Raw genomic sequence first — 11,870 nt, forward strand, 5'->3', positions numbered from 1 at the left:
GCCCTGGGGACTGATGGCCAGGGTGACGTGTTGGTCTTGACCCACCTGCCTGACGGAGCCCCCAGATGGCGAATCTGCTCGATTCACCTGCCTTGCCTGCCCGCGGTCTGCCCCCTCAGGCCACCGCACAACCCGCGCTGGCCCGCGGCCACACGGTGCGGCGCATGCTGTGGTGGCTGGCGCTGCTGTGTGTCTTGCCCGGGGCCACCGTGGGCGCCAGCCTGATCTGGATGGACGCCCAGCGTCGACAGGCCGAGGCCGAACAGACCGCCCTGACGGCCGCGCGGGCCATGGCCTCCACCCTGGACCGCGACCTGGCCTCCATCGTGGCCACCCTGAACGTGCTGGCCACCGAGCCCACGTTGCGGCAGGGTGATCTGGCGGCGTTTCAGCAGCGCGCTGCCGAAACCCTGGTGCACCAGAACATCACCAACTACGTGCTGATTGACCGCCACTTCCAGCAGCGTGTCAACACCTTGCGCCCCTGGGGCACGCCGCTGCCCACGGTGGCCGGCCCCCCCGAACTGCGGCACATCACCGAAGCTGGCGAGGTGGTGCTCAGCGACCTGTTCATCGGCCCCGTCACGGGCCAGCCCATCGTGGGCCTGGGGGTGCCGGTGTACGTGGCCGGCGAGGTGGCCTACAGCCTGAACGTGGGCATCGAGCCCGAGCGCCTGAGCCAGATCCTGCAAGGTGCCAGGCTGCCGGATCATTGGGTGGGCGCCATCATCGACCGGCAAGGCAGGGTGGTGGCCCGCACGCGCCTCAACGAGCGTTACGTGGGGCGTCAGGCCACCGCCGACCTGATGCACGCCCTGCGCCAGCACCCACAGGGCACCGTGAAGACCCACACCCTGGAGGGCATCCCGTCGCTGGGGGCTTTCAGGCGCCTGGAGCAATTTGGCTGGACGGTGGCCATCGGCATCCCGCTGGAAGAACTGCAGGCGCCCTGGCGCGAATCACTCAGCGCCTTGCTGCTGTCCAATGCTTTGCTGGTGGGGCTGGCGTGGGTGGTGGCGTGGCAAGTGGCGCGGCGGCGCTTTGTGCTGCCCATGGAGGCGCTGATGCAGCGGATGCAGCGCCTGGCGTGCCGACAGCATCCGGGCGCCCGGTGCACCGCCGACGGCACGGCCGAGTTGCAGGCCCTGGAGGCGGGCTTTGACGAGCTGTGTGACCGACTGGCCCTGCACGAATCCGAAGGCCAGGCCATGATCCGCCGTCTGAGCGACACGCTGGAGCACATGGGCGATGGCTTCATGGCGCTGGACCATGCCGGGCACGTCGTGCACCTCAACACCCAGGCCGTGCGCTTGCTGGGGCGCCCCCTCGAAGGCCTGCAAGGACATCTCTTGCACGAGGTGTTCGGCGGGCGTGAAGGGCAGCCGCTGGCACAGGCCTGCCAGCAGGCCCAGGCCCTGCAGCAATCCAACTCGCTGCTGCTGCCGCTGATGGACGCCCAACGGTGGCTGGAGGTGGACCTGCACCCCGCCGAATGGGGCGTGGCCGTGTACTTTCGGGACGTCAGCGAGGCACAGCGCCTTCGCGAAGCCCAGGCGGCCAAGCTGGTGGCCGAGTCGGCCAACCGCGCCAAGACCGAGTTCCTCTCTCGCATGAGCCATGAGCTGCGCACGCCGCTGAACGCGGTGCTGGGCTTCGCCCAGTTGCTGCGCATGGACGCGGCCCAGTTATCCGACCGGCATGCCGGCATGGTGGCCCACATCGAAGACGCCGGGCAGCACCTGCTGGCCATGATCTCGGACGTGCTGGACCTCTCGCGCATCGAATCGGGCACCTTGTCGGTGCAGCCCGCCACGATCGATGCCCTGGAGGTGGGCCAGCGCTGTGTGGCCATGCTGGGCGGCCTGGCGGAGCGCAAACAAGTGCAGGTGCGCACCGAGGTGCTGACCACGACCGGCACCCGCGTGCTGGCCGACCCGACCCGACTTCAGCAGGTCTTGCTCAACCTGCTGAGCAATGGGGTCAAGTACAACCGCCCGGGCGGCAGCGTGACGCTGCGGATGGAGTCGATGAGCTCGGGGCCCCTGCGCATCACCGTGCAAGACGACGGCCCCGGACTGTCACCGGAGCAGGCGGCGCACCTCTTCGAGCCCTTCAACCGGCTGGGACAAGAGCATGGCAGCGAGGCGGGCACCGGCATTGGCCTGGTGATCACCCAACGCATCGTGGGCCTGATGGGCGGCACGCTGCAGGCCGCCTGTCTGGAGGGCCAGGGGTGCGCCTTCTGGTTTGAGCTGCCCACCGAGGCCCAGGATCAGACGGACCTGGCCACGAGCAGGCCGTCTTCCCAGCACGCCACGCCAGACCGCACCAGCTCCTGAGCCACGCTGCTGGCCAGGGCCTCCGGCGCCAGCGCCCCCGAGGCGCTCAGGGCGTGCAGGCCCGGGCTGTCGTGCAGACAGGCGCCCATGATGTCCGTGATGGCCGCCCGATCCAGCCGCTGAACCTCCAGCAGCTTGAAGGCCAGCAGCACCTTCAGGGCATGGTGCACATGGCGTTGCGGATCATCCTGCAGCCAGCGCAGGCGCGAGCGGGCGGCCTGCAGCGCGGCCGTCACGGCGCCATCGGCTTCGAAAAACGGCGCGCCATGCCCCGGGATCACCGCCCGGGGCTGCAACGACTCGATCAGTGCCAGCGTGCCGGCTTGCGCCTCAAAGCCGGGGATGCCGGCCAATTCGGGAAAGATGACCCCGAAACCATGGCGCCACAAGGCGTCGGCCGACACCAGGATGCCCTGCCGCTCACACCACAGCATCACCATGGCGTGGTCATGGCCCGGCGCAGGCAACACGCGCCAGTCCTCGCCGCCCAGGCTCAGGGTGTCGCCCGGATGGATGAGCGCATCGTAGGTGAAGCGTGGGCACTGCTGGCTGGTGCGCCGGTAACTCAGGCCGTCCTCGTCCCAGGTGTCCACCAAGCCGCTCTCGCCCGGTGGGATCCAGGTGCGCACCTCGTGGCGGGCCTGCAGCAAGGCGTTGCCACCGGCGTGGTCCGAGTGCAGGTGGGTGTTGACGATGCGGCGCAAGGGCTGCCCGTCCAGGGCCTGGTCAATGAGGCGCAGGGTGTGGTCACCATGGGTGACATAAGAGGTGTCGACCACGGCCGGCTCGTCGCCGAGGAACACGATGTTGTTCGACGAGAGCCAACCGCGCTCCAGCACCACCAGGGATTCAGGCCACTTCATGTCCTGATGGTAACGACCACGGAGACTAAGCCAGTGATCTGACCGGATTTACCAAGGTTTATTGCGCCACTGGCCCAGGCCGAACGGCCTGACGATCCACAGTGCGATCTTGCGGGTGCCCACGGGCCGTGGCCCCCGACCGCTTTCTGACCCCCCCACGCAGAGAGTTCCACGATGCACACATCAGACACGACGGCCCGTCCTGCGCAGCAGCGCACAGGCCACACGCGACCGGCTCGACTGGCCGACTTCTTTCGCTACCATGGGCTGTGGGCCCCGGGTGTGCGCCTGTTCAGGCGCCTGCACTTTCGGGCCAAGGCGCTGATCCTGTCGGCCATGTTCATCATCCCCATCGTGCTGCTGTCGTGGCAGTACTTCGGGGACAAGCAGGCCATGATCGACTTCACCAGGGGTGAGCGCCTGGGCGTCGAGGCCCTGCACGCCTACATCGCCGTGCAGCAGGCGCTGGTGGAAATACAGGCCACGGAGGCGGCCGCAGCCCACGGGCTGCCGGGCGCCCAGGCGCGCCTGACCCAATTGCGCGCCGGCATGCAGGCCAGCCTGGCGCACCTGGCGGGGCAGGCACGCCAGCACGGTGATCCGATGGCGCTGACCCCGGTGGTCGATGAGCTGTCGCGACGCTGGCAGAACGCCAGCACGACCCGCGACCCGGCCCTGCAAGCAGCCATGCATGCGGCCCTGCAAGCCGTGCTGGATCAGATCGGCGACGCCTCGGGCCTGGTGCTGGACCCGGACCTGGACAGCTTCTACCTGATGAAAACGCTGGTGTTCAGCCTGCCAGCAGCCATGAACGACCTGGGGTACCTGTGGAGCGCCGGCGCGGTGGCGGCGGCCAGCGGGCCCGCACCCGCCGAACGACAGCGCGAATGGCAGGTGGCCGAGGCACAGTACAACGCGGCATGGCGCGAGGTGAAACATGCCTACACCCGGGCCATCAAAGGCAACACCGCCTTGCAGACCCAACTGGACGACGCGCCCCTGGGCGGCGGCGAATCGCTGTATGTCAGCGGGCGCGGCGCCATCCTGGGCACGGCGCCCGTGTCGCTCGACGCTTACGTCGCCCAGGGCCAGGCCGCCGTCCAGGAGGTCGTGGCCCTGTACCAGCGCACCCTGCCCTTGCTGGACGACCTGCTGGCCCAGCGCGAAAGCCGGCTGCAGCAGGCCATGGTGGGCACCGCCTCGGTGCTGGTGATCAGCCTGCTGGTGGCCTGGTACCTCTTCCTGTCGTTCCGCAAGGTGCTGGAAGGCGGACTCAACGAGGTGGCGTTTCACATCGACGCGATGCGCGACGGCGACCTCACCACCGAACCCAGGGCCTGGGGTGGCGACGAGGCGGCCCGCCTGATGATCACCCTCAAGGACATGCAGGCCGCCCTGAAACGGGTGGTCAGCGAGGTGCGCGGCGCGGCCGACACCATCGTGCACGCCAGCCAGGAGATCGCCGCCGGCTCGACCGACCTGTCCAACCGCACGGCCCAGTCGGCCGGGCGCCTGCAGCAGTCCGCATCGGCCATGGAAACCGTGTCGGCCACCGTCGAGCAAACAGCGCAATCGGCGGCACAGGCCTCGATGCTGGCCGACACCAATGCGCAGGCCGCCAGCAGCGGCGGCCAGATCATCAGCTCGGTGATCGAAACCATGAGCGAGATTCAAGGCGCCTCGCGCCAGATCAACGACATCGTGGGCACCATCGACGGCATCGCCTTTCAGACGAACATCCTGGCGCTCAACGCGGCCGTGGAGGCCGCCCGCGCCGGCGAACAAGGCCGGGGATTTGCCGTGGTGGCCAGCGAGGTGCGGGCCCTGGCGCAGCGCACCTCCACGGCCGCGCGCGAGGTCAAGCGCCTCATCGGCACCAGCGTGGACAAGGTCGACGCCGGTGGCGCCGTGGTGCGCCAGGCCGGCGAGTCCATGCAGGCCATCGTGGCCCATGCGCAGCAGGTCAACGCCCTGCTGGCCGAGATCGCCTCGGGCGCACGCGACCAGGCCACCGGCGTGCAGCAAACGGCACAGGCGGTGCAGGCGCTGGATGGCGCCACACAGCAAAACGCGGCGCTGGTGGAACAAACTGCCGCGGCCGCCGCCTCACTGCGCGAACAGGCCCAGCGCCTGGCGCAGGGGGTGGCGGTGTTCAAGCTGGCCTGAGCCAGCGACGGGGGTCAGCCACAGGCCATGGCGCGGGCCAGGCGCAGGCGCTCGGGGCGGGGCCCGCGTGCCGAGCCTGAGGAGGCGGCCGTTCCCGCCGTGCGCCGGGGTGCCGAGACCACCCGCTCCGTCAGGGCCGTCGCTTTCGCCACCCAGGCCTGGTAGCCCAGGCTGTCGGGCGCGAAGTACGGCAAGCCCCGCGCCACGAAAGCGTCCAGATCACGTTGCAGGGCGGGGTCGGCCACCTCAGCGGCCCACAACGTCAGTTGGTGCAGGGCCTGCACACGCTCGGCGGTGGTGGCCGACAGGAGTTGCCCACGCAGGTGGGCGCCATCAGGCTGGGTCATGGCGGTCTTTCAGTGGAGGAACGGTGGTCGACACAGGGCCACCTCGCCGGTCTTTCGGCGACAAACCCCGGTCCTTGAGGGCAAAAGTCACGCAAGCGTCACGCAACCTTCACGCGCTTCGCAACCACAAGGTCACACGGGTGCCCACGCCCAATTCGCTGTCCACCACCATGCGTCCACCCATCAGCTCCATCAACTCCTTGACGATGCTCACGCCCAGGCCGGTACCCGGGATGTTGCCGGACTTGTCTGCGCGGAAGAACCGCTCGCCACTGCTCAGCCGCTGCACATGCTCTGCGCTCAGGCCCATGCCGTGGTCTTCGATCACGACGCCATGCCATGACACGCCCTCGTCGTCGGTGTTGTGCAGCAGCCGCACAGACACCTCGCCGCCCTGAGGCGAGTACTTGTACGCGTTCGACAGGATGTTGAGCACGGCCTGCTGCAGCTTGTGCCGGTCGGCCCGCACGGGGCTGGGCTGCGCCGCCTCCTGCCAGGCCGGTGCCGCTCGGCCAGGCGCTGGCTTGAAGTCCTGCACCACGGCCGCCACCACGTCGTCAAGGACCAGTGGCTCGATGCGGAAGTCCTGACCCCGGCGGGCCTCGATGCGGGCCAGGTCCAGCAGCTCGTTGAGGATGCTGACCATGGACTGGCTGTGCCGATGGATGCGCCCCAGCAGGTCCTGGCGCTGTTCGGCCGGCATGTCTCGCTTGAGCATCAGCTCGGTGAACCCGAAGATGCTGACCATGGGCGTGCGCAGTTCATGGGCGGCCATGGACAGGAACTCCGACTTCATGTCGTCGAGCTGGCGCTGGCGCGTGACATCGCCCACAAAGAGCACGCGGCTCACACCACCGTGCGCACTGCACTGCCCGGTCAGCGACAGCGTGCGCGCACCGTCACCCTGCAGCCGCACCTGCACGGCTTCGCCCTGCGATTCATTGGCAAACACCGATGCCAGCCCCGGGAAGGCCGATGCATCCTGCAGGCGTTGGGCCAGCAGGGCCGACAGGGCCGTGACCTCGCAGCCCTGGACCTCGGCCTCCTGCAAACCGGTGAGCCGCAAGAAAGCCTGGTTGACGAAACGCACACGGCCGGCACGGTCAAAGGTCACCAGACCATCCTGGCTGAGACGGAACAAGGCGCCCAGCTGTTCGTTCTGGTCGGCCAGCTGCGCCTCATGGGCATGCAACTCGGCCACCTGGTGCTCCAGCAAGATCATCTGCTGGCACAGCACCATCGACGCTTCATTGAGCGAATCCACCAACTCGACAAATTCTGCAGGGCCAGACTCACGCGGCAAGAGCCGGCCTTTGGCGTCCACCATCTCCCGGGCGAAGGCCCGTGCACGGGTCAGGCCCCGCATCGGCCGGCGCAACAGCATCCACAACAAGCACACGCACAACAAGATGGCCATCACCGCCACCACCGCCGTGTTGCGCCAGATGCGTGCGCGCTCGTGTTGCAGCCCTCGGGTGTCGTGCACCACCTGCACCCAGCCCACCCGCTCACCGGCCATCACGGGGTGCCAGGCCTCGATCCAGTCGTCGTGGGGGCGCAGCGCTGGCAGGGCGGCGTCTTGTTCGGCCGGTGCTTGCACCTCGGCCGACAAGCGATGGTCATAGATCACTCGGGGGGCCTCGTCCGCCGCACGCACCACCTGCGCCAGCGGTTCTCCACGGCGGCCCAGCACCCGCACCGCACGGACATCGGCCAGCTCGGCCGAGCGCAGGGCCAGCTCTTCCAGGCCATCCAGGCTGTCTGTCAGGATCAGGTTGGCACTGCTGATGGCCACGGTACGGGCCAGCGCAGCCACCTGTTTTTCGGTGGACTGCTGACCCAACAGGGTTTGCTCATGGGCCGTGTACCCCCCCAGCAGGCCCAGGGCCAGCAAGAGCAGGGCCGACATCATGGCCATCAACTGCTGGGACAAATGACGTGGCCACCAGGCAAGCGTTTGAAGGCGGTCCAGCGCGCTCATGGCTTGCACATCTGCGGTTCACTGCGCGTAGCGCTCCAGGCGCAGTCGCCTCAAGGGCTCGTAGTCGCGGGCCTGGTCGGCCAGCACGGGCTGCGGCATGGGGATGGCCTTGAAGCTGGCCTGCAGCTCGGGCTGCTGGGCCAGCGCCAGCCAGGCTTGCTGCAGGCGCGTGCGCAACGCGTCGGGCACGCGGGGGTGCACACTCAGCGGGTGCGGGGCAGCCCCGGGGGTTTCCATGAGCACGCGCAGGCCCGCCTGCACCTCTGCCGGTTCACGCGCCAGGGTGGCGCGCAGGCCACCGGTGGCGGTGCTCAGGCCCGCCAGGGTGTGCCGGTAGGCGTTGGTGTGCGTGCGGGCGTACACCGGTGTGATCCGGATGCGTTCGACCTCGACCAACTGGGCCCGGGTCAGCAGCGACGCCCCGAAAGCGTTGGGCGCCGGAAACGCCAGGGTGTGTCCGTCCAGCTCACGCGCGGCCCGGATGGGTGAATCCTGGCGCACCACCACGATGCCGGTCAGCAATTCGGCATCGCGCAACAGCGGCACATAGCCCTGGGCATCCCAGGCCCTGAGCTGGTGAAAGGGGTTCAGGTAAGCCACGTCTGGCGTCCCCGCCAGCACCTCGGCTTCAAAGCCGGGGATGTCGCGGGCCTGACGCAACACGAACTGCACCCCCACGCGCTCGCTCAACTGGGTGAGGATCGGGCCCCAGGTGCGCGCGATGTCGGCGGCCGGAAACTGCGGCACCACCGACACGGTGAGCACGGTGGGCGCCGGTGGCTGTCCCTGGGCCCATGCAGGCACCGTGAACGCCATCAAGGCCGTCATGAGTGCCACCAGACACCTGCGGCGCCGTGCGAGCACCGGCACCTGAGAAAAACCTGTGGATTGCATACCGCCCTCCGGGGTTGTCTATCCGGATTGTCGGCAGTCAAGTGAAAGAAATGAACAATCAGCAAAAGCACAGGCCCGTCAAAGACGGGCCTGTCGGGCATTAATTGACGGAAATGCCAGAGGGATGCCGATCAACTGTGGCGGATCAGGTGATCGAAGGCGCTCAAGGCCGCCGTGGCGCCCGCACCGGCCGCGATCACGATCTGCTTGTAAGGCACGTTGGTGCAGTCACCCGCAGCGAACACGCCCGGCACATTGGTGTGGCCCTTGGAATCGATCAGGATCTCGCCAAACTTGCTCAGCTCCACCGTGCCCTTGAGCCACTCGGTGTTGGGCACCAGGCCGATCTGCACGAACACGCCTTCCAGCGCCACGGTGTGCTCTTCGTTGCTGGTGCGGTCCTTGAACTTCAGGCCGTTCACCTTGCCCTCGGCCCCGGTGATCTCGGTCGTCTGCGCGTTGGTGTGGATGGTCACGTTGGGCAGGCTCTTGAGCTTCTTGACCAGCACGGCATCGGCCTTGAGCTGGTCGGCAAACTCCACCACCGTCACGTGCTTGACCACCCCGGCCAGGTCGATGGCGGCCTCCACGCCCGAGTTGCCGCCGCCGATCACCGCCACGTCCTTGCCCTTGAACAGCGGGCCATCGCAGTGCGGGCAGTAGGCCACGCCCTTGTTCTTGTACTCGGCCTCGCCGGGCACGTTCACGTTGCGCCAGCGTGCACCGGTGGAGATGATCACGGTCTTGGCCTTGAGCGTGCCGCCGTTGTCCATCTTCACCTGGATGAGGCCACCGGGCTGCTCGGCCGGGATGATGGCCGCCGCCTTCTGCAGGTTCATGATGTCCACATCGTAGGCGCGGGCGTGGGCTTCCAGGGCCGCCGCCAGCTTGGGGCCGTCGGTCTCCAGGATGGAGATGTAGTTCTCGATGCCCAGCGTGTCGTTGACCTGACCACCAAAGCGCTCGGCCGCGATGCCGGTGCGGATGCCCTTGCGGGCGGCGTACACGCCCGCGGCGGCGCCTGCGGGGCCACCGCCCACGATCAGCACGTCGTAAGCCGCCTTGGCGTCGATCTTGGCCGCTTCTTTGGCGGCCGAGTTGGTGTCGAGCTTGGCCACGATCTCGGCCACGGTCATCTTGCCCGAGGCGAACACCTGCCCGTTCAAGAACACCATGGGCACGGCCATGATCTCGCGCCGCTCCACCTCGTCCTGGAAGGCGCCGCCCTCGATCACGGTCGTCTTGATCTTGGGGTTGAGGATGGCCATGAGCGACAGGGCCTGCACCACGTCCGGGCAGTTGTGGCAGCTCAGGGACATGAAGACCTCGAAGTTGAAGTCGCCATCCAGCGCGCGGATGTTGTCCAGCGTTTCGGCTTCTTCCTTCGGGGGGTGGCCGCCCGTCCACAACAGGGCCAGCACCAGCGAGGTGAACTCGTGGCCCAGGGGCAGGCCGGCAAAGCGCAGCGAGGTGTTGGCGCCCACGCGCTGCAGCGTGAACGAGGGCTTGCGGGCGTCCTGCCCGTCGGTCTTCAAGGTGATCTTGTCGGCGCGCAGGCTTTGAATCGTCTGCAGCAGCTCGAGCATCTCGCGCGAGTTCTCGGAGTCACTCAGGGATGCGACGATCTCGAAGGGTTGTTGCACGCGCTCCAGGTAGGCAGCGAGTTGGGCTTTGAGGGTGTCGTCCAGCATGTCGGGCATCCTTTTTTTGATGAGTGTGTGAATGACTTCGGGAACCGGCCTCCTCGTGTGTCAACGCGTTGAGGAGGCCAAGGTCAGCCCCCGCACCGCCTTGTGGGCGGTGACGGCAGGCAGTTTCAACGATGTGGTGAGGGCAGACCTCAACACAGGTCAAAGAAGGCTTAGATCTTGCCGACCAGGTCCAGCGAAGGAGCCAGGGTCTTGGCGCCTTCCTTCCACTTGGCCGGGCAGACCTGGCCAGGGTTGGCGGCGGTGAACTGGGCAGCCTTCAGCTTGCGCAGGGTTTCCGACACGTCGCGGGCGATCTCGTTGCTGTGGATTTCAGCGGTCTTGATCTGACCTTCGGGGTTGATGATGAAGGTGCCGCGCAGCGACAGGCCTTCTTCGGGGATGTGCACGCCAAACGCGTTGGTCAGTTGGTGGGTGGGGTCACCGACCAGGGGGAACTTGGCCTTGCCCACGGCGGGCGAGGTTTCGTGCCACACCTTGTGCGAGAAGTGGGTGTCGGTGGTGACGATGTACACCTCGGCACCAGCGGCCTGGAAGGCAGCGTAGTTGTCGGCGGCGTCTTCGATTTCGGTGGGGCAGTTGAAGGTGAAGGCGGCCGGCATGAAGATCAGCACGGACCACTTGCCCTTCAGGCTTTCGTCGGAAACGGTGATGAACTCGCCCTTGTCGCCACGGTTGACGAAGGCTTGGGTCTTGAACGGCTGAACTTGCGTGTTGATCAAAGACATTCGGGTTTCCTCTAGGGGTTGGTTGACAACAGCCTTGAATGGTAGGGGATCTGTTCCCATATGGCGAATTGATTGGCCTTATGTGACAGATTGTCTACGCCTATCGGTGCTGATGGTCTTGTCGGATCAATTCCTACACGCCGTGTAGCCCCGAACCGACCGGCCTTACAGCCGAACGCCTATCAAGGAAATTGGCCGGTGTTTGCACAATGAATCCATCGACAACACGAACCCGACACCCCGAAGGAGCCCAGCATGAACAACGACCAAATCCTGCAAGAAATCCGCGAAGTCAACCTGTCGTACCTGATGCTGGCCCAGAGCCTGATCCGCAGCGACCGCGAACAAGCCCTGTTCCGCCTGGGCCTGTCTGAGCAAGCCGCCGAACGCCTGGCCTCCTTGAGCCCGGCCCAGGTGGTGAAGGTGGCCTCCAGCAACACCCTGCTGTGCCGCATGCGCATGGACGACGACCTGGTCTGGGGCCTGCTGACCAACCACGGCAAGGGCGCCGCCAGCGACAGCGTCAGCCGCCTGCATGCCTCGATCCTGATGGCCGGCCGCCATCAAGAAGCCGCCTGAATCCGGCTCACCAGACACCATCCCCTCATTTCGGAGACACCACCATGCGCACCAAGAGCCTCCTGACCGAAGCCAAGCAGATCGAGCGCGCCGTCACGCTCATCACCCTGGGAGCACGCCTGCAGGTGCTGGAATCCGAGACTGACATGTCCTACGAGCGCCTGCTGCGCCTGTACAAGGAAGTGGCCGGCAAGTCGCCCTCCAAAGGCCAGCTGCCCTTCTCGACCGACTGGTTCATGACCTGGCAGCCCAACATCCACGCCA

At 67.0% G+C, this 11,870-nt stretch carries 10 protein-coding genes; 4 read left to right on the top strand and 6 right to left on the bottom strand.

Annotated features, from left to right (window positions below):
• Positions 1-65 precede the first annotated feature (65 nt).
• A complete protein-coding gene (locus WNB94_RS16395; RefSeq protein ID WP_341391447.1) occupies positions 66-2,339 on the top strand; it encodes a sensor histidine kinase in 2,274 nt (757 codons plus the stop codon).
• Here the strand turns inward: WNB94_RS16395 and WNB94_RS16400 are convergent.
• Positions 2,273-3,202 (bottom strand): MBL fold metallo-hydrolase, encoded by a 930-nt coding sequence (locus tag WNB94_RS16400; RefSeq protein WP_341391448.1) that lies wholly within the window; start codon positions 3,200-3,202, stop codon positions 2,273-2,275. The two genes, WNB94_RS16395 and WNB94_RS16400, sit on opposite strands and share 67 nt — an antisense overlap.
• A 174-nt stretch (positions 3,203-3,376) precedes the next feature.
• On the opposite strand from WNB94_RS16400, the gene WNB94_RS16405 reads away from it, so the two are divergent.
• Complete coding sequence (locus WNB94_RS16405; RefSeq protein ID WP_341391449.1) at positions 3,377-5,368, top strand: methyl-accepting chemotaxis protein; 1,992 nt, start codon at positions 3,377-3,379, stop codon at positions 5,366-5,368.
• 14 nt (positions 5,369-5,382) lie between these two features.
• Here the strand turns inward: WNB94_RS16405 and WNB94_RS16410 are convergent, their stop codons facing one another.
• From WNB94_RS16410 to ahpC, 5 genes are all read right to left on the bottom strand, one after another.
• Positions 5,383-5,715: a hypothetical protein gene (locus WNB94_RS16410; protein WP_341391450.1), complete on the bottom strand. Its 333-nt coding sequence runs from the start codon at positions 5,713-5,715 to the stop codon at positions 5,383-5,385.
• Positions 5,716-5,824: 109 nt separating this feature from the next.
• On the bottom strand, positions 5,825-7,696 hold the full coding sequence (locus tag WNB94_RS16415; RefSeq protein ID WP_341391451.1) for a sensor histidine kinase: 1,872 nt from the start codon (positions 7,694-7,696) through the stop codon (positions 5,825-5,827).
• Between the two features lie 18 nt (positions 7,697-7,714).
• Positions 7,715-8,524 (bottom strand): phosphate/phosphite/phosphonate ABC transporter substrate-binding protein, encoded by an 810-nt coding sequence (locus WNB94_RS16420; RefSeq protein ID WP_341391452.1) that lies wholly within the window; start codon positions 8,522-8,524, stop codon positions 7,715-7,717.
• Positions 8,525-8,721: 197 nt separating this feature from the next.
• The gene (gene ahpF, locus WNB94_RS16425; RefSeq protein WP_341391453.1) at positions 8,722-10,281 is read right to left on the bottom strand and encodes an alkyl hydroperoxide reductase subunit F; all 1,560 of its coding nucleotides are present in this window, start codon (positions 10,279-10,281) and stop codon (positions 8,722-8,724) included.
• A 170-nt stretch (positions 10,282-10,451) separates the two neighbouring features.
• Positions 10,452-11,027 (bottom strand): alkyl hydroperoxide reductase subunit C, encoded by a 576-nt coding sequence (gene ahpC / locus WNB94_RS16430; protein WP_341391454.1) that lies wholly within the window; start codon positions 11,025-11,027, stop codon positions 10,452-10,454.
• A 255-nt stretch (positions 11,028-11,282) separates the two neighbouring features.
• Between ahpC and flhD the strand changes: the two genes are divergently transcribed.
• Both flhD and WNB94_RS16440 read left to right on the top strand, forming a co-directional pair.
• The gene (gene flhD / locus WNB94_RS16435; RefSeq protein ID WP_341391455.1) at positions 11,283-11,606 is read left to right on the top strand and encodes a flagellar transcriptional regulator FlhD; all 324 of its coding nucleotides are present in this window, start codon (positions 11,283-11,285) and stop codon (positions 11,604-11,606) included.
• Between the two features lie 44 nt (positions 11,607-11,650).
• Positions 11,651-11,870 (top strand): FlhC family transcriptional regulator (locus WNB94_RS16440; protein WP_341390581.1); only part of this gene is annotated, 220 nt, incomplete at its 3' end.

Source organism: Aquabacterium sp. A3 (assembly GCF_038069945.1).
Lineage (GTDB): Bacteria > Pseudomonadota > Gammaproteobacteria > Burkholderiales > Burkholderiaceae_C > Aquabacterium.

Bases quoted from the DNA above. Each gene is read 5' to 3' on its own strand.
- WNB94_RS16395 (WP_341391447.1), top strand. From the start codon at position 66: ATGGCGAATCTGCTCGATTCACCTGCCTTGCCTGCCCGCGGTCTGCCC.
- WNB94_RS16400 (WP_341391448.1), bottom strand. From the start codon at position 3,202: ATGAAGTGGCCTGAATCCCTGGTGGTGCTGGAGCGCGGTTGGCTCTCG.
- WNB94_RS16405 (WP_341391449.1), top strand. From the start codon at position 3,377: ATGCACACATCAGACACGACGGCCCGTCCTGCGCAGCAGCGCACAGGC.
- WNB94_RS16410 (WP_341391450.1), bottom strand. From the start codon at position 5,715: ATGACCCAGCCTGATGGCGCCCACCTGCGTGGGCAACTCCTGTCGGCC.
- WNB94_RS16415 (WP_341391451.1), bottom strand. From the start codon at position 7,696: ATGAGCGCGCTGGACCGCCTTCAAACGCTTGCCTGGTGGCCACGTCAT.
- WNB94_RS16420 (WP_341391452.1), bottom strand. From the start codon at position 8,524: ATGACGGCCTTGATGGCGTTCACGGTGCCTGCATGGGCCCAGGGACAG.
- ahpF (WP_341391453.1), bottom strand. From the start codon at position 10,281: ATGCTGGACGACACCCTCAAAGCCCAACTCGCTGCCTACCTGGAGCGC.
- ahpC (WP_341391454.1), bottom strand. From the start codon at position 11,027: ATGTCTTTGATCAACACGCAAGTTCAGCCGTTCAAGACCCAAGCCTTC.
- flhD (WP_341391455.1), top strand. From the start codon at position 11,283: ATGAACAACGACCAAATCCTGCAAGAAATCCGCGAAGTCAACCTGTCG.